This window comes from Rania fehmarnensis (assembly GCF_056494185.1).
On sequence record NZ_CM151398.1, the window covers coordinates 3,136,165 to 3,160,016 of the forward strand.

Annotated in this window: 15 protein-coding genes; 10 read left to right on the top strand and 5 right to left on the bottom strand. The window is 54.4% G+C overall.

Translation table 11 applies throughout. The annotated features are described in order from the left end of the window. Positions 1–4 precede the first annotated feature (4 nt). From SH573x_RS10595 to SH573x_RS10605, 3 genes are all read right to left on the bottom strand, one after another. A complete protein-coding gene (locus tag SH573x_RS10595) occupies positions 5–553 on the bottom strand; it encodes a YceI family protein (protein WP_479354851.1) in 549 nt (182 codons plus the stop codon). Between the two features lie 96 nt (positions 554–649). After that, positions 650–1,498: a hypothetical protein gene (locus SH573x_RS10600; RefSeq protein ID WP_479354852.1), complete on the bottom strand. Its 849-nt coding sequence runs from the start codon at positions 1,496–1,498 to the stop codon at positions 650–652. After that, a complete protein-coding gene (locus tag SH573x_RS10605) occupies positions 1,499–1,792 on the bottom strand; it encodes a hypothetical protein (protein ID WP_479354853.1) in 294 nt (97 codons plus the stop codon). Between the two features lie 735 nt (positions 1,793–2,527). On the opposite strand from SH573x_RS10605, the gene SH573x_RS10610 reads away from it, so the two are divergent. Genes SH573x_RS10610 through SH573x_RS10620 form a run of 3 tightly spaced genes read left to right on the top strand, consistent with a single transcriptional unit; the run spans position 2,528 to position 16,680 of the window. Then, positions 2,528–9,652, top strand: a complete 7,125-nt coding sequence (locus tag SH573x_RS10610; protein WP_479354855.1) for a hypothetical protein — start codon at positions 2,528–2,530, stop codon at positions 9,650–9,652. Next, the gene (locus SH573x_RS10615; protein WP_479354857.1) at positions 9,652–13,287 is read left to right on the top strand and encodes a hypothetical protein; all 3,636 of its coding nucleotides are present in this window, start codon (positions 9,652–9,654) and stop codon (positions 13,285–13,287) included. Before SH573x_RS10610 ends, SH573x_RS10615 begins: the two co-directional genes overlap by 1 nt. A 6-nt stretch (positions 13,288–13,293) precedes the next feature. Next, entirely contained in the window at positions 13,294–16,680 is a 3,387-nt protein-coding gene (locus SH573x_RS10620; protein ID WP_479354859.1) for a phospholipase D-like domain-containing protein, read from the top strand. A gap of 137 nt (positions 16,681–16,817) precedes the next feature. On the opposite strand, the gene SH573x_RS10625 is transcribed toward SH573x_RS10620, so the two are convergent. Next, on the bottom strand, positions 16,818–17,021 hold the full coding sequence (locus SH573x_RS10625) for a hypothetical protein (protein ID WP_479354861.1): 204 nt from the start codon (positions 17,019–17,021) through the stop codon (positions 16,818–16,820). Between the two features lie 75 nt (positions 17,022–17,096). Next, positions 17,097–18,584 (bottom strand): serine/threonine-protein kinase, encoded by a 1,488-nt coding sequence (locus tag SH573x_RS10630; protein WP_479354863.1) that lies wholly within the window; start codon positions 18,582–18,584, stop codon positions 17,097–17,099. Between the two features lie 1,553 nt (positions 18,585–20,137). Here SH573x_RS10630 and SH573x_RS10635 point away from each other — a divergent pair. From SH573x_RS10635 to SH573x_RS10665, 7 genes are read left to right on the top strand one after another with little or no spacing between them, the layout of a single operon-like run. Next, positions 20,138–20,344 (top strand): hypothetical protein, encoded by a 207-nt coding sequence (locus SH573x_RS10635; RefSeq protein ID WP_479354864.1) that lies wholly within the window; start codon positions 20,138–20,140, stop codon positions 20,342–20,344. A gap of 7 nt (positions 20,345–20,351) precedes the next feature. Beyond that, the gene (atpD, locus tag SH573x_RS10640; RefSeq protein ID WP_479356698.1) at positions 20,352–21,812 is read left to right on the top strand and encodes a F0F1 ATP synthase subunit beta; all 1,461 of its coding nucleotides are present in this window, start codon (positions 20,352–20,354) and stop codon (positions 21,810–21,812) included. Further along, positions 21,787–22,191, top strand: a complete 405-nt coding sequence (locus SH573x_RS10645) for a F0F1 ATP synthase subunit epsilon (RefSeq protein ID WP_479354866.1) — start codon at positions 21,787–21,789, stop codon at positions 22,189–22,191. Before atpD ends, SH573x_RS10645 begins: the two co-directional genes overlap by 26 nt. Continuing rightward, a complete protein-coding gene (locus tag SH573x_RS10650) occupies positions 22,184–22,522 on the top strand; it encodes an AtpZ/AtpI family protein (RefSeq protein WP_479354868.1) in 339 nt (112 codons plus the stop codon). Before SH573x_RS10645 ends, SH573x_RS10650 begins: the two co-directional genes overlap by 8 nt. Further along, complete coding sequence (locus tag SH573x_RS10655; RefSeq protein WP_479354869.1) at positions 22,515–22,829, top strand: N-ATPase subunit AtpR; 315 nt, start codon at positions 22,515–22,517, stop codon at positions 22,827–22,829. Before SH573x_RS10650 ends, SH573x_RS10655 begins: the two co-directional genes overlap by 8 nt. Further along, positions 22,819–23,577 (top strand): F0F1 ATP synthase subunit A, encoded by a 759-nt coding sequence (locus SH573x_RS10660; RefSeq protein WP_479354870.1) that lies wholly within the window; start codon positions 22,819–22,821, stop codon positions 23,575–23,577. The genes SH573x_RS10655 and SH573x_RS10660 overlap by 11 nt, the downstream gene beginning before the upstream one ends. Beyond that, entirely contained in the window at positions 23,570–23,851 is a 282-nt protein-coding gene (locus SH573x_RS10665) for a F0F1 ATP synthase subunit C (RefSeq protein WP_479354871.1), read from the top strand. The genes SH573x_RS10660 and SH573x_RS10665 overlap by 8 nt, the downstream gene beginning before the upstream one ends. Position 23,852 lies beyond the last annotated feature (1 nt).

Here is a 23,852-nt window from a genome sequence, read left to right on the forward strand (position 1 = left end):
AGAACTACTTCTTTAGTTCAATGTCGGCAACTAGTTCGACTTCTTTGTTGATGTTTTCTGTCTTGTAGTTCATACCCCACTTGGTGCGGTCGATCTTGAAAACGGCTTTCAGTACCAGCGTGCTATCGTCGGCCACGGATGCCTTGACCGGCACCTTGGTTTCCACTGTCTTGCCAAGCATGGTCAACTTGCCAGTGATCTCCGCTTCGGCTTCGCCCTTGATTTCGATCTTGGTAGATTCGAACGTAATCGTGGGGTACTTCGGGACGTTGAAGAAGTCCGGGTTCTTGAGGTGGTCAGTCAACTTGGCATCATCGGACCAAATGCTGGTGGCATCAATGGTTAGTTTCAGCGAGCCTTTTTCAGGTTCGTCGTGATCGACCACGGCTTCGCCACTAACTTTTTTGAAACCGCCTTTGTGTTGTCCGTCCGCCTTCTTGCCAACAAATTCGACTTTGGATTTTTCCGTGTTGACCTTCATCGTCTCGGCGGCCATCAGGTTAGATGCCGCGGCTATGCAGGCCAGAGCGCAAATGCAGGAGCGCAATTTCATCGATCAGATCCTCAAAATGAGAAGTGGGAAAATAGACTACGGGCAATTCTGACACATTGTCAAGCTGATTTCCATCTGTGTAGCGGAAATTGAGGGTTAGGTGACTGGTCGTCCATACAAGCCATTCCAAGCCAGTGGAATTACTACGCACATAACACTCAACACGAGCAAACTCACACTGGCCGTATCCAAATCGAAGCGCGACCGACCATGCATAGTTTGCCAAACTGCATACAGCAGCCAGCACACCTGTGCAGCGACGATCCCTTGAATGATCGCATAGGCGCTACGCCAACGCCAACGTTCCATCAACCAAGCGCTAATCGGCAACAACTGAATCGCATGCAAAGCCATACCGTGTGGAAATTTTAAGACCCCGGCCCGGCCCCACAATTCAGGAGGTCTGCCATTGGCCAGATTCCAGTGACCCAATACCGTGGTACCTACGCCCAATAAACAAGACACAAGCAGCAAGACCAGGCCCGCGCGAATGGCCAGTACCATGCTGGCGGACCTGTCGATCGGCTGCACGGCTCGTACACAAATCCAACCAATGAACCCGGTCACTACCAAAATCAGCGCCAGCATCGTCAGTTCAATGACACGGTCCATGTTGGTGGCATGATTGAAATGCGAGGCCACGCCGCGCCAATACTGGAGCGTAATCAGCCCCACTTCCACCAGCAAACACCACGCGACGGTGTGCATCCAGAATCGATTCCGAGGCTGAGACTTCAGGCAGCTCAGCACCCAGCCGAGCGACCACAGCGTCAAGCCGCTGGAGATACCAAAGAGCGCAGGCTTTCGCAGCGAGACTGCTCCCTCCCAGGATTGTCGCCACACCATCCATAGCCCAAAGTGCAGCAGCCCACTGAGAATCAGCAGTCCAGCAATTGAGCTGGTCGTTCGATCCTGCACGCTTAAGGGCAGAATACGCTGCTTCATCTACTCGACGCCATCCATGCGATCGCAGAGTTTTTCAAGTTCGTCGGCTGTCGCCTCGTAGAACTCTGTCTTTTGTTGATAGCTGGCACGGGCAATGTGACCCATGATATCGCTGATGATGCGTTTCTTGCGCTGATCGGTCTCGCGATTGAACCACTGAGTTAACGCACCGCCCTTGCCGGGAACGCTGGCCAATCGCTTATAGGCTAAACCGTCCAACATCTCGCTCGGAGTCAACCTGCGCAAATCTTCAGCCAGTTGCCTGACACTCAATACAATTTCAGCGTTGTCCATGAAAACCGTGTGCCTTCAAGAGTCGTGGCCACCCGCTGCTGGTCGAAAATTGAACCCGTAGCTGCAAACGAGGGCCGCCTCCAGTGTAACGACTCACCGACCAGGATGTCATCCAAATGCACGAAACTGCTCGTCATCGGCGTGAATCGATGGAATCTCCGGCTAAGTTCAGAACCCGCCAACCACAAGATGGCGGATCGCCAGTTACTCCACCTCCACCTCCACCTCCACATACTCCTACTCCTACTCCTACTCCTACTCCTACTCCTACTCCTACTCCTACTCCTACTCCTACTCCTACTCCTACTCCTACTCCTACTCGAATCCTTCGGCGAGTCAACCAATCGAGTAGGAGTAGGAGTAGGAGTACGAGTACGAAGAAGAGCAAGCATTGGGGTGAGACCTTTAGTACTTGGCCGCCTACCTTCAATGCGAGAGCACAGTTCACGCTGAGCGTCTATCCCATGAATCGTGAAAGCTGTGGAGAAATATTATTGCTGACCTCGATAAATACATTAGTAAAAAATATATTCCTCTGATATCTGACAGTGAATCCAGCTTTTATCTGACAGTGAAACCAGCTTTTATAACCGACGCAGGATCGCTAGTTGCCAAAGATTTATAAAATTTGTTGTGAAACGGATTTGCAATTGATAAGATTTGAACATTCAACTCGTAGACTCTATCGGTTCACGAGTTTGAATAACATGTTCTGAAGCGAAGAGGTTCTCAGCCATGCCGTTTGAGCTTTCGCTAATTGATCTGGTTTCGCCCTATGTGCTACAAGGCGATACGTTTGGCCAGTGGCATGCGGCTCTCTCCATCTTGCGTGTGGCTGAGTACGAAATTGCTGCAGACGAAGATGGGATTACGATTCGCGGGACTGTGGAATTTGAGGGCAACCTCACCATTGATCCCAGCACGATGTCGATATCGACCTCGAACACCGAGAACCATCCAGAAACCGATTCATCGCGACGCGATCCATGGATCGATGTGCGCGATACAAGGTTGGACTTTCAGTTGCTCGTCCCTCGTGTAGCGTCGCAAAAGGTTTCATCGGCTGTCGCCTTGATTGGAGCCAATGCGGCCTTCGCCAATACTGCCCAAGTGCTTGCAGCCTACGACGCAGTGCCCGGCGATTTACCGCCGTCGGACTATCCAACCACAGGCTTTACGCTTGATCTATTGCTAACCGGCGTGGTGTTGCGGCCTCCGTTTTTGCGTGGTGCCAAACGTGAAGCCAATGGTCAATTGGTACCGGATCTTCAACACGAGAAGGTAACCATAACTCTTCCTCGGTTACGATTTCGATTCGCACAAGGGCCGCTGGTTAACGATCCCATTACGGCCACCTTGCTGTCGTTGGGTGCATCGGGCTTGGACGACCCAGGCGATCTGGCTGTGGCCGAACTGATCAAAATGGAACCGCCGTATGCGTTTATAGGACCATCGCAGGTCGTCGGATTCGGCTTTCGTTCAGGCATACTGGATCTATCCGACCAGTCGACGCCGCCAGATGTTTTATCGCAGTTTGGTTTCGATGAATCCTGGACCGGGTTGTACTTGCCCGAGATTCGGCTCTTCATCGCGCCGCATGGGGCTGAGGACTTTGCGGTCGATGCTGGTGTCGAAAATCTCTTGATCGGTATTGGGGCATCCTCGGGCATTACCGGCGATTTCTCGTTGAATGTGCTCGACCAGGGTGCCGGTCCCTTGAAACTGTCAGCGCGATTCTACGATGCTGAGCAACGCGGTTTTGGCCTGGTGCGCACGTCCCCCACAACTGCCACGGTCGAATTGCCGACCAAATCGCGGATGGTTGTCGATGTCGGGGGTGGGCGCACGCCGATTACTACCATGGTAGCGATCGACGGCGCTGCGCCGGCTAACGTGCGTGAAGTCAATATTGATCTGACGGCTTCGACGAGCGTCACGATTGAAATTGTGGCCAACGATACCAGTAGTCCGCAGCGCACGGCCACTCTGACGATTACCTGTACGCGTCGGGCTGAACCGGTTTTTATACCGGGCACTTCGACTGCCGGCCCGATTCCCAGTGCAGAGTTGCGCGGCGCCAGCACTCTGCAGGATGGCGTGGTGGTTCAGTCTCCACGCTTGGAAATCATTTCATCCAATAGCAATTCGGTTGTCGTAGGCCTGCGAGATCTCGCGCCCAATCGGGCCGCGCAGACTGTATGGACGCAGAATGGATCACCCGCTGGAACCGGCGCTACGTTGACGGTGGAATTGCCCGCAGGTGGCCCCGACGTGGCTGTCAGTGCCAGCTTGCCGGCTGAAGTGGGCGTCGGCCAGTTCACGTCTTATTTCCGCTTTGATAAACCTCCCGCCAAAATCATTGGCAACCTCCAGACCGAATCTCAAACCCGCGCTTTCGCTCTGGATTCCGACAATACGCACACTACGTTTGCAGAAGATACGGGCACAACGGCCGATTGGGTTGGTGGAGACAGCGTCGCCACTAAGCTCTTACCGATTCTTCGAAACCTGGCCAATGATGTGGACATCGTTATTGAGGGCTTTGCCAGCTACGAAGGTCCATCACCACCGGCGGCAGTCGACGAGACAAAACGCGTCTATAACGCAGCCTTGGCCAAACGCCGTGCGCTGGGCTTGCGCGCCATTATTGAGAATCTCGTTAGCCAAGACAGTGCACTGCAGGCCAAGAACATCAAGGTCGTCGATCATCATGAGAATATGACCAACTGGCCCAATCAGGGCTTTCCCGAAGTTGAAACTCGACGCATCTGGTGGAAAGCTGTGGCGCATTGGCCGCCGGCATCGACACCAGGTTCGATTTCTACTGGCACGCTGCATCGCGATCCGCAAATCATTACTGTTGAACCGGGCACGGTACTCGATCCACCACCTCCGCCCAATCAACAGCCGCCACCGCCGCCGCGTTGGTTCAAACAAATGGGCGCCAAGGTGCGCATTGTTCGTAATCAATTTGTGGCATGTGAAGTTACGGCCAAAATCGATGTGCAAACTGCGGCCGAGGATCGTTTGCAAGCCGGTATGCCACCATCCCATTCAGGTACCTTGCCCGAAGGTGAAACGCTCGGCGCCAATCCAGCGGATGGCCTGATTGATTTACGATTGGTCATTCAAATCGATGATGCGACCGATAGCGTATCGATTACTGGCTACTACGGTACCGATCCAGCTGACATCGATGGATTGATGTTATGGGGCACCAGACCTGGACTGATTCCAAATACCGAACCAGGTTTCGGTTTGAATTTCTTTGGCACGACGATTGTCTTCATGCCACTGATATCCGCAGGTGTAGGCGCGGTTGCCAACGAAGGTGCTCTGGCGGAACTGGCCATGACAGGTGCCATGCTGCTGATTCCAGCCGGTATTGCTGGCCTGGCGGAAATCGGAAGTAGCCCAGTCAAGGTGCGCTGCGAACGCGTGATTTGGTACGGTGGCGAACTGCAATTTCGACAGCGGCCCTCGGGCATCGAAACAGCCATGCTGTTCGATCTAGAAGCCGCGATCAGTTTGGATGTGTCCATCGGCGGCTTGACACTAATCAATATCAAACGTGAAGACCCGCTATGTATCCGTTATAAAGCCGTGGGCGTGCGCGTAGGGCACACTACCGATCAACCAGGCTTTCAGTTTCGACCAGTATTTGATGCGTCGAAAGGTTATACGATCGATGTATCCAAGCCCGGATCGATCACAGTTGCTTCTCCGCTGGACAAGATTCTGACAGTGCTCGGTGCGCGGATCGCGCGCAATAACCCGCTGATCTTTGAAATCGATTTAGGATTCGCAGTTGACCTGGGCGTTGTCTCCATCGAACGGGCTCGCATTCGTTTGCACTTTGACCCGGTAAGTGCTCCGGAGTTAACTGCCTTTGCGGCCAGCATTAACATACCCGGCGCGATCACCGCTCGAGGTGTGCTGGAGATGAATGAGCGCGAGCTCAAGGGACAGCTTGATCTGACCATCGTGCCAGTCCAACTGCGCGTGGCCGCTGGCTTGGGCATCGCTCATATCACGGAAAGTGGGCGCGATGCAACCGGAGTTATCGTTTCTATCGAAGTCGAATTCCCAGTAGCTATTCCGCTGGCAAATTCCGGCTTGGGCATCTACGGCTTCCTGGGCTTGTTTGCGATGCACTATACGCGCAAAGAGCCTGAAGTGGTCAACATGGCGCCTGCCCTGCAATGGCTTAAGGAAGTGGCGCACGGCAATCCGACGGACATCACTGCCTGGGAACCCAAGCTAGATAGCTGGGCGTTTGGGGTCGGCGCCATTCTGGGCACGATGGGTTCCAAAGTCATCTTCAATCTCAAGGGAGTGGTTCTACTGGAGCTACCGGGGCCGAGATTGCTGCTGATGATGAAGGCCAAGTTAATGGCGCCAGCTCCCGAACTGCACGGTGATGCTGAAGGAACCTTCTTGGCAGTCATCGATCTGGACATGGGCCGCGGTACATTGACCGTTGGTCTTTCGATCAACTTTGACATCAAGCCGCTGTTGGAGATTCGTATACCGGTCGAGGCTTTCTTTGACTTTGGCACGCCCAAGAACTGGCATTTGTTCGTGGGCAGATTTGTCGATCAGGTTCACGCCAAGATCTTGGAAGTCTTTGAAGGCTCCGGCTATGCAATGCTGACAGGCAAAGGCTTCGAGTCGGGGGAAATCGCCGCCGGCTTGCCCGTGCCGGTCAATGGATTTGCGATCGCTGCCGGTTTGCATGTTTCTATTGTATGGGGCAGCAAGAGTGTCGGACTGTATGTCGAGGTGGCGGCTGGGTTCGATGCGGTGCTGGGCATCGAACCGTTCTTGTTGGCAGGTACGCTCTATGTGCGTGGTTCACTGCATCTGTTTATCATCGACATCAGTGCTTGGGCCAATCTGAATGTCTTGATCGGCGAATTGCCTGATCATTCGCGCGTGTCGCGAGTATCCGGCGACATTTGTGGCAAGGTCGAATTCTTTTTCTTTGACGTGGAAGGCTGCGTTCATTTCCAAATTGGTCCCGACTCTAATCCGGTAGCAGATCCGCCCGCTCTGTTTCAAGCTTTGAAACTAGTTAGCCGCAGCCCTGCCTTGGCGATCGGCACAGGTATTGATAAACCAATCGATGCCAGTATCGCCGAGGGCATCCAATCGGACAGCCAACCAGCTGAGCCACCCGATCCGCCACCGCCACCGCCTCCAGGGCAAATCGCTGATCCAATTCCGCTGCGCGATCGACGAGTACCGATCGATGCGATCCCATTAGCCATGTTCTCAATGCCGCCGGTAATCGCTAACACGGCTTACATCTTCCGTAACCAAAGTCTAGTAGATCCGCACCCCGGAACACCTGGCGCGCCTGCGGATGGTTGGGTGCAGCGCGGCGATGATGTGTACATGTATGATCTGAAAAGTGTTCAATTGATCGGTGACTTGCTTGATGGCAGTACACCTGCAGTCTGGTGGCCGCAAAAGGCAGGTAATGAAAACTTAGCGGCGCAGCTTGGTTTGCTCAGCTGGGTGCCTGATCCGACTCCCAAAGCCTTGATTCGCAACGACTACACCGAGGAGTCCTTTCATGAGACTTGGGGCACGGTGTGCGCTCAGGCGGCTCCGCCCACCACAGTCCTGTTTACATTCTTGCACGAACCTTTCGGGCCCAGCCTCTTTGGTTGGCGACTGGATGGCACTGCCTGGCCTGATCCGCCAGGTACGGTGCGATCGACCGGGCCCAATCTCATGCTCAATGTCATTGAATATTGGCGCACCGGTGTCGCGTCCATTGACAACTTGATTGGTATTGTGCCGGCAGCAATTGAAGGTATGCCGGTCGTTTGTCCGCGTCCGCGCAATCCCGATCGTCCACCGCGTCGTTTGCCACTAAATCCGGTGGCCGCCGCTCGTGGCGAAAAACATCCCGACGTCCTTTCGAGTCAAGAGTTCACGTTGGTCGAGTTGGCAGCTCGCGCCAACAATGGATTGGAAGTCAGTCGATCGATGTTGTCGTCCGTAGTTGTCGCGCCGCGTCGCGTCAATCAAAACGAAACTGGTTGCACAAGTCGTGTCCTGGCAGCTCCCATCTTCGATGGCCGCGAGCCATTTCCACTAGGTGATGTGGAGCGAATCCAACAAGCTCATAAAGATCGTAACGAACTCGGTTTTATTCCTGCACCGTTGGATGACACCATAGTCTTGCTGACCGGGCCAATCGAAACGACGACGATCTATCTGTTTGTTCAGCGCGAGGTCCTGAAATCGAAGATCGTCGTCGTGGCTACTACGGATCCTTTCGGGAACATACTCACCCAGCAGACGCTCGATACATCGTTCATAGTGCCCGGCACTGGGTTACCGCCTCAGTGGCTCGATCCTAGCGGACCATGGAGCGACGATGTGCAGCACTTGACGCAGCATCAACTGCGACTGCAATCGCAAGGCTACGTCGGAGTATTGGTGCAACTGGATGGACACAAAGAGGCTGATCGCGTGCATATTGGGTTGCAACCGCGCGATACCAAGTGGCACCTCGATCACCTACTACGCCCGTTCTATGTAGCGGCCATTGAATTGCTAACAGCGGCGGAAGTACAGCGATCCGACTACGACACACTCGAACAGAAACGCAAACAACAAGTACTCGAGGCTGCGCTTGGGGCCAGCAGTTCTGGGCAGGCGCTGCTGAAACCGGCCACCGCTTATGCGGTTGAAGTCAAATACGATGTGTCTCATGGCAAGCGACCGCCCGGCCAGGCGGTGCAACCCTTGAGCACCCTGACTGATCAGGTCGAGAAGTTCTGGTTCTTTACCGACAAAGATCCTCCGCCTCGGTTGGATCCTTGGGTCACATGTTGTTCGCCCGAAGACGGCGAGCTTCATTACTTTGGTGGAGTACCATTGCGTTTGTCTTTCAATACGCCTGACGTTGGACGCATCTATGAAGCGTATGGCCAGCAGTTGCATGTTCGCATTCGCGCTGCATCCTTCCGACCACTACCAAGCACAGGCTCGGTGCTGCATCCATTCCCAATAGACTCAGTTTCGCTCAAGCCCGTAGCGGCCAGTTTGTTGTCGCCGTGGGAAGCGGTGGCGATCGAACAATTATCTGCATCCTGTGTGGCGATCAGCGGAACTCGCGATCGGCATTCGGTAACCACCATCCCCATTCCCTTGGAACCGCTAACTGACTACGAATTGCAAATTGAAATGTTGCCAATTGGCGCCGCCAGTACGTCGACAGGGACAGTTGTTTGGCGATCCAACTTTAGCACCGGCAGGTTTTTGACTTTAAAAGAGTTTGCTGATTCGTTCCGCGTGGCGCGGATCGTTGATCGCTTTGTAAAACCGAATGCCCTGCAAGCTATCGCCGGCGCGCCTTGGGCGATGGATCCTAAAGGCAATCAATTGGACGCCGCCATGATGGACGCTGGCTTGGAACCGATGGTCGTACCAGCTTCGCCTGGTGCAATTGTCTTTTGGCAAGAAACGCCCGGTGGCCAGCCACAACCGGCTGCAGTGCTGCTCGATTCTTCGGAGCCGATGTGGCGCTCGCGACGTTTACCAACTGAATTGCAGGATCCGCACCCGCCCCATGCCATGCAAACGCATTTGTTGCCCGTTGAATGGCTGCGGCTGGAAGCTGACTCTAGTGCAGACGCAATCGTCCAGCAGATTGTGCGTGCGCCTGGCGGCCAGCGTGCGCTAGTCATCCTCAAACCTAATGCTCGCGGTAAGCGCCTGGGATTGAGTTTGCGAAGGATAGCACTCAAGGCTTCGTATCTCGATGGACCAACAGCCAGCGACGAGTTGTGCTCCGTGCTCAACACCGTGCTCCTGCGAGCGCCGTGGGAGGAAGATGAATAATGGCGTTTATTGTCGATGCACAAAAGTTTCAAGCTGAAGGTGCCATAGTCAATTGGCCCGTCGTCGCCCGCCGCTTGGGCATTGAACGTGGCAATCTTCCGACCGTGTTGCACTTGCGCTGGCTGCTGAACACAACTCAAGGTTTACCGACTGAACCGTTTATCGTTTGGCGGCGCAATCGTCGTTTAACCAGACCGAAAAACATCAGCGTCACCAGCGTCTCTACGCAGCTGCTTGGACTGGGGCAATTGCTGTACTTCGATCGAGCCTACTCGAAAGTCGTCATAAACTTCTCGGGTTCGGGCGGAGTCGTGTATGGGTTCATAGGACAACTGCAAGCGCGTCACATCGTGGCTTTGGCTACGATACCGCCAGGCGCTAATCAAGTGGTGCAATTGGCTGCGCCCGCCATGGAAGGTGTGGTTCTGCCCAATGGACCAGTCATCAATTCAATCGCTGGGGTGGCCAGCCATGATCTATCAGCTGATGATGGTTGGGAAAGGTTAGAACTTGTTGGACTGCCAGTCGAGAAGGATCGGTGGGCGGGCCAGGGTATTGGTCTGCATGGTATTGAACAAGGCATATTTGGGTCATTCACCGACTCGAAACAAGCTGCGATCGAGAGAATTATTCGTGGCATGCCGCCCATTGGCTGGGTTCCGGAAATCGCGCCTGGCCTACCTGCTCCAACATGGGTTGCACCCGATCCGGTGGCGGTCGTGAAAGAACTGCAAGATCCACTGCTGTTTGATCTGCGATCGATTGCCGCTGCAGCACCTCAGGATCATAAGTTCAAGCTCATCAATAAAGAGATGCCACCACCACAAAACTCATCGGGTCAATCGATGACCGAGCCCGGATCGAGTTCCAACGTGTCGCCGCTGGGCATGACCTACCTGGCTGCGGGCACAGATTTGTTCAACTGCATGGGCTTGGGTTTCGGCACGGCGTATCAATTTGATCGAACACAAGGTGGTCAGCCGGACGAATTCGACTACATGATTACAGCTCGCTTCGAAAAAGGCGCCGATGGACAAAGTGATCCGATCGAGCTGGCAGCCCTGGTGCCCACACCATCTCAAGCAGTTCTACCACCGATTCCTGTTGACATGCTGGCTCAAAAAATGGGTGACATTCGGCCACAGAGCCGAGATCAGGATTGGCGAGCCTCGTTCCGCGTATCGTGGGAACGACCTATTCCAATACCACTGTTTCGACCGCGGTCCTTTGCCTTCGCCAGTGCTGGGTTGAGTCCACCGACGCCTTCCACATTGATCATGAACAAGCGTCTGGATGGTACGCCGCTGGCCATCGCCATCAATTACTTTACTCAGCCGGGTGACGTTGAACCTAACAGAGTCAGCGCGGTCCAACGCGAGATTGATATACCCAGTAATCCCGGTAGTCGCACTCTTCAATTCGCCGTAGCCCATCAAGACATATATGGTCAATGGAGCAGGTGGGTTTCAGTTGTCAGTACTGCCCAGCAACCACCGGTCGACCATGTGCGTATCGTTTCCGCTGAATTGCTATTCCGACAAGTGCCCACGGCACCTGAAACAGTATGCACAGCAAATTTGGTGGTGGAGTTCCTATGGGATTGGCGCGTTCGTAGTCCATTGACGATAAGTTTTCGCGGCCGCTTGTTTGCAGCTGACTTCCATGGCCAACCACCTGTCGATGATTCGTTGCCCAACGGGTTGCAAACCAGTCTAACTGGTCCGGCGACCACCACCTTTACGTTGCGTTTCAATGCGCCAGCCGCCAACGGCGCACCGAGTGCGACTTGGCCAGGTTACGATCCGTTGGTTCACTGCCTGGCCCTTGACCCCAGTGGTGAAAACATTGTTGCCTTTGGTATACAGCAAGGCGCCGAGGCGCGGCGATATCGAGTCACGATTCCGGGGTTCGCCTTGGACTTCACTGGCACCGGACATATTGGACTTGCCCTATGGGCTCAAGGGCGCGAAGCGATCGCTCCGCAACGTGTCGGTGGCTGGAGCCCGCAGTTGAAACTTGTATCGACTTCCGATCCGCGGCCGCCGGTTATCATCCCGGACATCGTGGACTTGACCAGCTTGCCCGATGCTTCGGGACAAGCTCACGCGATACTCAAATGGTCGGCCTCCGCTGGCGCAGCGGGCTATTTCATTTATGAATCTTCGGAATCACGTTTGCGTGCCAAGGCTCGCGAACTGGGTTTTAATGTTTCTTTGGAACCTGACCCCAGTTTAACGCTCAGCCAACGGCTGACACAGTTGAAGAACATCTTCAACGCCCATGCCGATCAATTGCGTTCGGAGTTCACGCGAATGGGCAGTCGCTTGATAACTGCCAACTCTTTAGATGTTGCATTGCCGCGCGGTACGACCTCGATTCATGTGTATATCGTTCAAGGGGTCAGCGCAGGACAAGTCGAAGCCAGTTGGCCAACTTCCGTAACATCGATGTACGCCTTGGCTGTTCCCCGCGTACCTAAACCCGCAGCGCCGACACTGGAAGTGGCCAGTTTTCTTGATCCCGCGGCCAATCAGTATCGCTCTCGTCTGCGATTGGAGACGCGACCAGGTCCTCGAGTCAAACGTGTAGAGCTATTTCGCGTTCGCGTAGATGATGCCGCCAAAGAACTCGATACGATGGGTCCACCGGTGGCGACGATCGATTCAAATTCTCCAGGTTGGGAAGTAACGCAGGTCAGCGATACGCTGGGGCCACATATAACTCTGGCTAAAGGCATTGATGCACCCGGGGAATCATGGCGCCGAGTTTGGTATCGAGCCGTGGCCTGGTCGGGCGACGATGTATTGCGGGGAACATTGGCCGCGCGTTCACCAGCCAGTACCGCGGGCTGGGTAGTGATTCCGCCGAATTCGCCACCAAATGCTTCGCCATTAACTCTCGATTGGCCTGGCACTTCGCCACCCGATGTGCGCATTACGTGGACCAGTTCCGCGCCGGTTGCCAAGACGCCGCTTGGACCACATCAACTATCACTAAACGCTAAAGTGATTGGTGGCGACAGCAACGCGCCGCCGCTCTTGGCCTATGGAGGTTCGCTGGCCGCGTTGCCCACCAGCCAGCCCGGAACTGAGCCGATGCTGTGGCGTTCAATTGGTGCTCCGAATCAACCGACGCTGTATACGGCTATCGTTCGCCGCGCAGATATTAATCAAGCTGTCGAAGTTAGCATGCGCATTATCGATCCGCTTGGCCGAGCGGCTGAGTCATTGGCGACGATTATGCCGGGCCACATTTTGCCCGAGCCGATACTCGAAGATTTTGAACTGACCACCTTCCCTATTCCAACTGGCAAGATGCTCAGATGGGTCAGTCCTACGCCGATCGATCCTGGCAACTACACTTTGCGCGTCACTGTTTTTCGCCCGCCATTTGTGATCGGTAACCGCATCGTGGCGCGACCAACGATCTCGCAGCAGTTTTTGTTGTCGAGTGTTCCGCTGGATGTACTGGGCCAGGTGCCGGAGGGTACGGATGCATTGCGAGTCCGTCGCTTGTTGGGCGATGGTCCAAGTTACCAATACTATGCATTTGTGCGCGTTCCGTTTACGCGAATTGAGGTGCGATTGAGCTCTCCTGACGGACGTACGACTCAGCACACGGAGGTCGCGAACTAACCAATCATGTCCACTATTAATTTAGCAACCTTGACCCCCAATGCCGCGAGGCAAAGTCTACAGAACAATGGTTTGGCTGCGCTGGGACTGACCACAGTGGCTCTGGGCAGTCGCTGGTGCGACTCGACGCCCACTTTGGCCGACTACGATGCCAATGCGCTTACGCTCAACATACCTGGAGTGATGCGCGCACCCTTTCTGGGCGTGCGGCAGAACATCTATCAAGCGGCCAGTGCCACACTGGCCAATGCCATCGCTCCTAGCGATACTACGATAACGCTGTCCGCAGGCAGCGGCAGTGCCTTTCCGAGTCCAGTTGCTGGTCGGGTGCTGCTGACAATCGCCAATAGCTCGGGTAGCGCGCTCGAGATCGTTGAATGTACAAGTCGAGCCACGGACACGTTAACAGTAGTTCGCGGCGCATTGGGTACATCCAAACAAGCGTTTGATGCCAATGATCGCGTTGCCTTGCGTTTGACTCCCGCACAGCAGGCTAGCCAGTACTACGAGGTAGATGGCTCACCGTTGAATGTGCATGGGACGGTTTTGCGTTTTCATCCACAAGCCTTCCTGCGACTGCAGACGATTTGTACTGGTCGCTATGCAGCGCCGGGCTCGCCGCTAACTCTGCCGCTGCCGGTGGTGATGGTAGTACGTGGCGCAGAAGGTTTTCGCGCCGCCCGTTGGTATCGACCCGATGAAGTGCTGGACGGCGTCAGCGGAAGCCTATCGTTTCATGATGCGCGCGGATTCATTCTTGATCCGCTGTACGTAGCCAGTTTGCTAGCCGATCTGCAGAGTGTGGGCGGGTTGCCTGGATTGGTGCCCGCGGCGGTAACAGCGGGAGCCAACGGACCAGGTGGTGTGCAAGCGATTGCCACCCTTGCACCTGGCAAAACGCAGCTGCACCTGATGGATCCTCATGGCAATCCTCCACGCATCGCTACACCGGGTGTCAACTTGATAACCATCGACGCCGGTGGTAACCCAACTGGCAATGTCGCTGGCAATTTACTTACCTTAAATGCAGGTCAACGCTTAGCAGCCAACGCGCTGAATACACCGCTGCGTTTCGGCTTGGCAACCAACGGTTTGTTGACGGCCAATCCGTTAGCGCCACCGACTTTGGCAGGAGGCGCGCTGGCACATCAATTTTATCGAGTGATGGTTGTCGATCAAAATTGGTATCTGCTGGGCAATCGTACCAATGCAGCTGTGCTGGGCATCGCAGCGGATGACGCGCGCATACCTAACGATCTATTGCCGATCGTGCGCGATCAAGTAAACATCAACTATCTCGTTGATGGTCCTGATACGTTGGCCGATGCGACACGCATCATGAACTTGCCAAATCAAAACATGATCGTTGCGGTCGCAGCGAACATCGAACCGACTCTTATTACACCCACGGCCATCGGGGCCGCCGCACATTGGCCCCAGTTTCCAGCGCCCAATACAAATGCAGCGTTTCCTGTCCCGCCAGTTCGCCCGTCGTCGGCCAACGTAACCGCGGCTTTCAACGGGGCCAATGATGTGGTGGTGACGCTGGCTAGCGGTACAGCCCCCGACGGTGCCAGCGTCAGGATTTATCCTCAGAAGTTTATTGAGATCGCTACGATCAATGTCGCAGAACCATCGTTTGTCCGCGGTGATGGTGGATCGAACATCGTAGTTGGCAATGCGCCGGTCAGCATCTTGCTGCGCAATCCATTTCAATTGGGTGCTGCGCAGCCCGTACCTAACCCTGCTATCCTGACCATGGATATCGTCATTACGCCGCGCAATGGTCGCCGGCGATTGACAGCTGCCGTAGCCGTTAACGTGGCTACCGGCCCAGTAGCCGCACCGGTCGATCCATTTTTTGGGCCGCCTGGTAGCACGCTCATGAGTGTGTTGCCGGTAGTGGTACAAGGCATCAGTGATGCACCGCTGTTTGGTATACCTAAAACTGTCTCTCCGCCAGCCGCTGCTCCCACCAACTTGCTAGAGTTGGCGATCAGTCTGGCTGCTGAACCATCACCGCGCAAAGCGCCTCGCTTGCCGACGATGGCTCGATTTGAAACCGTCGTGGCCGTCGGAGTGACCAGCCCCGCGGCCCAACCTGCCGGTTCGCTCTTGTGGCAAGCGGTTCTAAGCGGCGGGCGGTGGTCGCGCGAAACACGTTCAGCGTTTCATGCCGACGGTAACCCGGGCAATCCAGCAGCTGCTGATGTTCATGCGCCTGGTGTTAGCGTAACGGGCGCATTAGCGTATGACTTAGCTGTGCATGCGCTCAAGCGCGCTCAACCGCTGATGCCGCTGCCGACATCCAACGTCGGCACGATGCCCGGATGGTTGGTCAGTTCAGCTGGAGACAATTTTGATGTTCCGTCGGATGCGGCCAACACAGGCAATACGGGCGCGGGAGTGTTGTTAGAGACCGTTGCGGTCGGATGTGAAACGCCTTGGTTGGGACCATTCACTCCTCCGCCACCCAACCTGACTGTTAACCAGATGATATCCAACGCTGCGGACGCCATGGGCGTGTCTGCTCCAGCTGTAACCATCACCATCAATAATGAACCGCGACTGCAGCGCGAAGTACGACGCGAGTTCTTCGCAGCTCAGCAGGGCTTTCGCGATGCGCAGTGGTCATTGCGCCGCGCCTTTGCGGAGGCGCGCGAACTGGTCTATATCGAATCGCCTCAGCTTGCCAGAACAGCTCGGCCCGATGGAGCAGCGCTGGCCTTCGAGGTCGACTTGATCGCTGAACTGGCCAGTCGTTTAGCCGCCTTTCCCAATTTGCGCGTGTTGATTTGTACCCCTCGCCATTCCGATTTCGCAGATAATTTTAAGAGCTTTCAGCGGCAACATTATCAAGCTCGACTGGAAGCTCTAAGCAACCTGCAAGCTGCCGCCAAGGAGCGTGTGTTGCTGTTCCATCCAGTTGGATTCCCTGGTCGCACTGCGTTTATTCGTACGACCTCGGTGATCGTCGACGATGTGTGGTGCCTGGTGGGAGCCGCCCATTTTCGCCGCCGTGGCATGACCTTCGATGGTAGCGCTGCCATCGCCTCATGGGATCGACAAATCACCGATGGTTATTCGACGAAGGTGCGCAACTATCGTCGCGCCTTGATGGCAGCCAAGCTGAACGTGCTTCCGCCCGTAAACAATCAAGGCCTCACCGGTGAATGGGTGCGCTTAGGCAGTCCGGCCGGCGCCTTTGATGTGGTCCACGATATGTTGGCTCAGGGCGGTCTGGGCAGAATTCAAGAGCTGTGGCCCGGACCTCCGCCGGCTGATACCAGTGTGCTGGCGGCGGAGCCCAACGTGGCCGACCCCGATGGCTCGCGCGGCGACTCACTCTTTACAACGTTGGCCGGCATGCTCAACGAAGCCGGCTCCCCATAGCCCCGTAGCCGAAGTCGCCAGACTTTGGATGAATCCCGTAGCCGAAGTCGCCAGACTTTGGATGAACTACGGTTGACCCATCCAATCTCTGGCGAGATCAGCTCCCCAATCGCTGGCGAGATCGGCTACGCAGTCGCTTACTGCGGAAACAAATGTCGATGGGACCGACTCCAGAACTTCGCTGCCAGCTGCCGACTGCCCAGCGGACCCGGGATGATACTCAGCGTCGCATAGGTTCGTTCGCTTTCCCAGACGCTCGTCTGGCAGTACTGCAGCACTTGTTCTTTGGTAAAACTATCGGAGCTTACTAAGAATTGCAGGTACTCGTCATCTTCCTGCAATGGACCATCTTCCAATGTCGGTGGACCGTAGTCGTCGTTGATTAGATCCTTGAGGCTTTGGTAGACTTCGAGCAGTTAAGTGTCATCCAACGGGCGAGATTTGATCGTGCCCATCAACAATTCGTTCAGCGAACTCTCGCTGGCATTCTGATCTCCCAGCAGCTTGGCAAGCGTTGATCCGATGCCACTGCCCAGAGCGGACTCAGGGCTGTCCAGTTGCGTCAGAAGGTGCCTCAGGCTACGCGGACGAGGCTTTTCAGGCGGCGATTCGCGCTTCCTAAAATCCATGATGGTGGGCATGATTGCAGCACCCACGCAAATCAGTTCTTCTCCGTCCATCAAGAATTGATAAGTCACGCATAGCTGCAATCCGTTGTGCTGGACGTCGACAAAAATTGCGACTGGCATCACTCGACTCAAATTGTCTGCCTCTACTGCGCGAACTTCATCGTGAGTCATACCCCAAGTGACTCTCCGAAAATCGGTGGCCGCGGTCCGACGCAGCCATTGTCCTTCGGTGTTAGTTGAGACTGGGTCAGATGTCTCGCTGGGGAGCACCAACGACACGGTCTTGGTTGCCACGCCTAGTTCCTCTAGATCGGCGATTGCATCGTCGAAGGTCTGATAGCGTTCACGGGGCGTGAACGCAGTCATGCGTTGGACGATCTGCGAGAGCTGCGGGGATGCATCAGGGCGCAGCTCGTGGATGGGAATAAGATCGAGCCGTTTCACCAAATGCTCGTCGCCATCAATCGTCGGGATTTTGCGATTAGCCAACAGTTCGAACAGTAGTGCCCCTAGGCAATAGATCTTCTGAAGGCGGAGTTGCTCGCGCGTGTACTGAGCAATGTTATACTTGTGCGAGTCATACTCGGGTGCAGAATAGTGAAGCGAAAAGCTTAATTGTTCCGTTGATCTCACCAACGATATAGCACTCTCCCGGGGGCAAAACTGATCCAACAAAATACCGGCATAGGTTGTGATCTTGACTTGTCCATCATCCAGGATTTGTATCGAATTGAAATGAATGCGTTCCAGTTGAGCGGTATCTCCCAGATGTCTTGACACTTTCAGGGCAGTCAGCCCTATGGTCACGGCATCGGAAACACTGATTTGCCCACCGATTGCGCGCATGCGCTGTGCCAGGCTCATGCCGTCGATAAAGTCCATTGTGGCGATGGCGACATCACCGTTCCACACGACTGGATAGACTTGTATCAATCCTGGATACGGTGGAATTTCTGAGGCATGATAGGGATCACCTAGCCCCCTATCGCGATAGTTGACTAATTGGGAGTAATACATATTCTCCGCAGCCAGCAAAGTTATCAAAATCTTTCTGCCATCCCTTTCAGCGACGTACACCTTGGCTGGCGAGTCCCATTCGGCTAATCCTAAAATGCGAAAACCTGTAATATCTTCAAGACTTGGTCCAGCCTCAGTTGCATCGAGCTTCGATTGACAGAAACTGCAACGTGGATGCGTCGCCACGCTACTGGCAGGCAGCGCATTCTTGTTTTGGCAGACAGGACACAGCGTAAATTTTGTATTCGATTCGGGCATCGCGACTATCCTCCTCACCAGGAAAAACTAAAGATTCAGGATTATAGCATTCATTTGATCTGAACCAATAACGGCGTCGCCGCCCGTCGCCGCCGAGTCGAGTAGGAATACTTCACAAGTAAAGATGGTGGGCATGATTGCCGCACAGGACTCTCCGAAAATCGGTGGCCGCGGTCCGACGTAGCCAATTGGTTTACGAATAAAGTAATAGCTAACCGCAGGGGCTTTGGATGAGAGGCCGAGTTCGAACTTGACGTCCCTTTCTGCGCTGCTTCAGGCTTCCAAAGCCGACTTTTCCTGCACTCCAATACCCCCAGTCGTCTTAGTGATAGACATATTGCACAGAAAGCGTCTCCTCGGTGCGGATGGCTTCAAGATCGGTCGTCGAGACTGCTTGGCAGTGGTGGCGGGATAGTACAATGGCTGGCATGGTACCAGCGTACGACCGATGGCTAGTTGAGTGAAAAGAGTCCACAAAAAATGCAAACTAACCTCTGATCACGTGAGGCTTCTCTGATGATTGGCAGATGTTGCCTTCGCGAATTGATGGCTTTAGCAACTGTAGTTGCGTTAGTACTTGCACTCTCATCTTGGCTGAATCTGTTGCTTCCGGAGTCATCGAATTTTCTTGAGACTCAGCAAAAAACTGGCTTGGATGCATCGAGTCTCATAGAGGCTATTCTCTTAAAGCATATGATGGCCTCGCAGCTATTGAACCTTCCCGTGTACATACTCGCGATCCTGTCTTGGCGCTCGATTGGGATCGCTCTCTTTCTAGCGCCATCGTATGTGTTGTTCATAGTGTCTAGCCATGGCCCTTCTGAGCGGCTTGACGTGGCTCTGCTTTTCTGTTCGTGCTTTATCGCTGCTGGTATTGTGGGAGCGAAAGAAGCCACATTTAAGTGCCAGAAGCAGAAGTTCGTGCTTTTTTGCCCCGTGCTAATGGTGCTCGGCGTAGTGGCAACTCACTACAGTCTCCTCAATGTTCTATCCACTACCATCTCTTCCGTAGGCGTTGGGTTGTATCTGTATGCACTCATTTCACGCAGAAGGAATAAAATTCGCGTTGCCTTGTTTGCAGTGTTAGTGTTCATCGCAGTCTTAGCCATGGTTTCATCAGATTTTGCCCCTTGCATTTCTGGAAATATCTACGCTCTAGGAAGATTTCATAAGTCGATTAGTGCGTCACTTATTCACGCGCTTACGGCCATAACACTTGTCACCCTGGGATGTCTCTGCGCATTCTCGAGCTGTACGCTAAACACGGCAATACCGCAGGCGGAAAGGACCGAACCCGCTACGTCGAAGAAAGAATAGTTTCGGCGACGTACAGTCCAGTGGCATGCAAAGCAATCTCTAGCACCGGCCTGAGCTGCATCCCGCCTTATTAGTTTACGTATGAAGTAAGTGGTATGCGCGGGGTCCCCCTTGTTCCTTCGGAGATCTCGCCAGAGATTGGTAATCGACCGGTGACGCGTCCAAAGTCTGGCGACTTCGGCTACAGGTCACCCCATTTCTTTTAGATGCGGTATAGCAAGTGCTGTGATACCCTTTTGTCCACGAACCAAATCACGTCAAGTTTTCACCCTGCCTCCCACGATCAGCAATGCCCACTGGATGCCCGCTTGATGGGTCGCCAGCGAACAACGGTGAACGCTGAGAGTTCAACTGGCGAACAGGCATTGAACCGCTTGACTCAACTCATCGATTCATCTGTTGAAGATGAAAATGCCCAAACGGAAGTTACACGCACGCCATAGCACTATGATGATATCCAATGTCGCCTCTCGATCGATAGGAACGGTGGTCGCGGTACGGGGAAGCGTCGTCGATATTCGCTTCGATGCCCAACTGCCAGCCATTCACAACATTCTGCGGACAGGCTCTTCTCAAGAGATCGTAATTGAAGTGCTGGCGCAACATGATACGCATCACGTGCGCGGTATTGCATTGACACCTACTCAGGGTCTGGCGCGCGGCATGGCTGTGGAAGATAGCGGCGGGCCGCTGCTAGCACCTGTTGGCAACGGTGTGCTTTCACGAATGTTCAATGTGTTCGGCGACGCGATTGATCGTGGTCCGCCGCCCATGGATGTCCAGTGGCGCAGCGTCCATCGAGCGCCACCCCCGTTGGCGCGACGATCCACTCAATCACAAGTCTTCGAGACCGGTATCAAAGTCATCGATGTGCTGGTGCCCTTGGAGCGAGGTGGCAAGGCGGGGCTGTTTGGTGGTGCGGGAGTGGGTAAGACCGTGCTGCTAACCGAGATGATTCACAATATGGTAGGCCAGCACGAGGGCGTCAGCATCTTTTGTGGTATCGGCGAGCGGTCACGGGAAGGAGAGGAACTCTATCGCGAAATGAAAGAGGCTGGCGTGTTGGCGAATATGGTAATGGTGTTTGGCCAAATGAACGAACCGCCTGGCAGTCGCTTTCGCGTGGGACATACAGCACTAACTATGGCGGAGTATTTCCGCGACGATGAACAGCGGGATGTATTACTACTGGTTGACAATATTTTTCGCTTCATTCAAGCCGGGATGGAGGTTTCGGGATTGATGGGGCAAATGCCGTCGCGACTGGGGTACCAGCCGACGATGGGCACGGAGCTATCGGCGCTGGAAGAGCGCATCGCTAACACCGATACCGGTGCAATCACTTCCATACAAGCGGTCTATGTTCCCGCGGATGATCTGACGGACCCGGCTGCGGTTCATACTTTTTCGCACTTGTCTGCATCGCTTGTGCTCTCGCGCAAGCGGGCCAGTGAAGGTCTCTATCCTGCAGTCGACCTACTGCAGTCCAGTTCCAAAATGTCAACGCCAGGGATCGTGGGTGCGCGGCATTATCAGCTGGCACAGGATATTCGTCGCACCCTTGCGCAGTATGAAGACCTCAAGGACATCATCGCCATGTTAGGGTTGGAACAACTTTCGCCAGCCGATCGCAATGTTGTGGCTCGCGCGAGGCGACTGGAGCGATTCTTGACACAGCCCTTCGTGGTCACCGAACAGTTCAGTGGGATCGAGGGGAAACTGGTCAGCCTTGAAGACTCGCTCGACGGTTGTGAACGGATCCTCAACGATGAATTCAGCGATTATCCCGAGAGCTCGCTCTACATGATCGGGCGAATCGACGAGGCAAACAAAAAGAAGCGGCCACAACCAAAAACTGACGATGCATCTCGAACGAAAGCCGACCATGCCGCAGTCGCTAATGAAGCTTAAAGTCTCGTTGCCGTTCCGAGTCTACGCGGAAAAACAGGGTGTGAAACGCATTGTTGTCGAGACGCAGCAGGGGTCGGTTGGTCTCTTGCCGAATCGGCTCGACTGCGTGGCCGCTCTTGTACCAGGGATCTTAGTATATGAAACCGAAGCCGGTGGGGAGACTTATATCGCCGTCGATGAAGGTGTGCTCCTGAAGACTGGCCACGAAGTGTTCATTTCCGTTCGCAATGCCGTTGAGGGAGCTGAGCTGGCTGAGCTCCGCGAGGCAGTTGAACAGGAGTTCTTGACGCTGGATGAGCAGGAACAGAGCGTGCGTCAGGTGTTGGCGAGAATGGAAAGTGGCTTCGTGCGCCGGTTGGCAAGGTTCCATCATGAGTGAAAAGCCAGACCCGCGGAACGTCCCAAAGTCTTCAGCCCTCGGTCGCAAGATTGGCACTAAGGCAGCACTGAAATTAAGGGCTCGGCGTAACCCCGCGCCCGGCGTCTGGTACGGGCTGGGCATGATGGGACTGATCGGCTGGTCGGTGGCGATCCCTACGCTCCTAGGCACGGTCCTCGGTCTTTGGCTTGATCAGCAGCATTGGAGCAAACGATCGTGGACATTGGCTCTGCTGGTAACCGGACTTGCAATAGGTTGTATGAACGCCTGGCTGTGGGTGGCCAAAGAAGCCAAGTCGATTGGTGAGGACGAGGGTAATATTGATGAATGAACCCATGGAACTTTTGCTGTCTGCGTTAGCAGGATTGATCTTAGGTGTCGTCTTCTATGGTGGGTTATGGTGGACCGTTCGAAGAGGCTTGGTTGCTAAGCAGCCGGCACTCTGGTTTCTCGTCAGTTTCATTATCCGGACCGGCGCTGTACTGACCGGATTCTATCTCATCGGCGGCGGACATTGGCCGCGACTTCTGTGTAGTCTGTTGGGGTTTATCGTTGCGCGATTCATGATCACGTGGATGGCTCCGCCGATTGTCGTTTTGTCATTGTCGGCAAGGAAGGAGTCCGAGCATGCAGCTTAGCCCCGACGAAATCATTTTCTGGCAATACGGTTTCTTCAAACTCAACGCCACAATTTTCTTCACTTGGGTATTAATGCTTATCTTAGTGAGTGGTTCGCGATTGATCACGCGAGGTCTCTCAACGGAACATACGCGAACACGCTGGCAAAATCTGCTGGAAATCATCGTGACTGGCATCGTCCACCAGATTGGCGAAGTTGGTCTTGCTCAGCCTCGCAAGTATTTGGGCTTTCTCGGAACGCTCTTCTTGTTTATCGCGGCTGCTAGTCTGTTCACGGTCGTCCCTGGATATCAACCGCCCACTGGTTCACTCTCAACCACTTCGGCATTGGCAGTGAGCGTTTTGGTTGCCGTACCCCTGTTTGGCATCCAAGAGCAAGGTATTGGCGGCTACCTTAAGTCGTACATACAGCCAACTTTCATCATGTTACCGTTTAATCTGATCAGTGAAGCGTCACGCACATTAGCGTTAGCGGTGCGTTTGTTCGGAAACATGATGAGCGGCGCCATGATTGTGGCGATCTTGCTGACCATCACGCCATTTGTGTTTCCAATCGTGATGACATTGCTCGGCCTGCTGACTGGACTGGTTCAGGCCTACATTTTCAGTATTCTTGCAGCGGTCTACATCGCTGCAGCCACTCAAGTTCATCCACTCAGGCCCGACCACCAATCGGCTAAAACAACAAAATCAGACATCGACACTTCACTCGTGCCCTCTCAATCCAATAGGGAATCCCATGGATAGCATGACCATCATCGCGGTCGCCTCCATCATCACAGCTGGCGTTACCACCGGGTTTGGAACAATGGCCCCCGCTTTTGCCGAAGGCAAAGCGGTTGCCAACGCCTTAAGTTCGCTCGCGCAACAACCCGATGCATCACCCACGATTACTCGGACACTGTTCGTAGGGTTGGCCATGATCGAATCAACTGCCATCTATTGTTTTGTGGTCTCGATGATTTTGATCTTCGCCAATCCATTTTGGAATCATTTCATTGCCCAGACCACGGGACAATAGT

Coding starts and splice junctions, on each gene's coding strand:
- SH573x_RS10595 (WP_479354851.1), bottom strand. CDS start 553: ATGAAATTGCGCTCCTGCATTTGCGCTCTGGCCTGCATAGCCGCGGCA.
- SH573x_RS10600 (WP_479354852.1), bottom strand. CDS start 1,498: ATGAAGCAGCGTATTCTGCCCTTAAGCGTGCAGGATCGAACGACCAGC.
- SH573x_RS10605 (WP_479354853.1), bottom strand. CDS start 1,792: ATGGACAACGCTGAAATTGTATTGAGTGTCAGGCAACTGGCTGAAGAT.
- SH573x_RS10610 (WP_479354855.1), top strand. CDS start 2,528: ATGCCGTTTGAGCTTTCGCTAATTGATCTGGTTTCGCCCTATGTGCTA.
- SH573x_RS10615 (WP_479354857.1), top strand. CDS start 9,652: ATGGCGTTTATTGTCGATGCACAAAAGTTTCAAGCTGAAGGTGCCATA.
- SH573x_RS10620 (WP_479354859.1), top strand. CDS start 13,294: ATGTCCACTATTAATTTAGCAACCTTGACCCCCAATGCCGCGAGGCAA.
- SH573x_RS10630 (WP_479354863.1), bottom strand. CDS start 18,584: ATGCCCGAATCGAATACAAAATTTACGCTGTGTCCTGTCTGCCAAAAC.
- atpD (WP_479356698.1), top strand. CDS start 20,352: ATGATATCCAATGTCGCCTCTCGATCGATAGGAACGGTGGTCGCGGTA.
- SH573x_RS10645 (WP_479354866.1), top strand. CDS start 21,787: ATGCCGCAGTCGCTAATGAAGCTTAAAGTCTCGTTGCCGTTCCGAGTC.
- SH573x_RS10650 (WP_479354868.1), top strand. CDS start 22,184: ATGAGTGAAAAGCCAGACCCGCGGAACGTCCCAAAGTCTTCAGCCCTC.
- SH573x_RS10655 (WP_479354869.1), top strand. CDS start 22,515: ATGAATGAACCCATGGAACTTTTGCTGTCTGCGTTAGCAGGATTGATC.
- SH573x_RS10660 (WP_479354870.1), top strand. CDS start 22,819: ATGCAGCTTAGCCCCGACGAAATCATTTTCTGGCAATACGGTTTCTTC.
- SH573x_RS10665 (WP_479354871.1), top strand. CDS start 23,570: ATGGATAGCATGACCATCATCGCGGTCGCCTCCATCATCACAGCTGGC.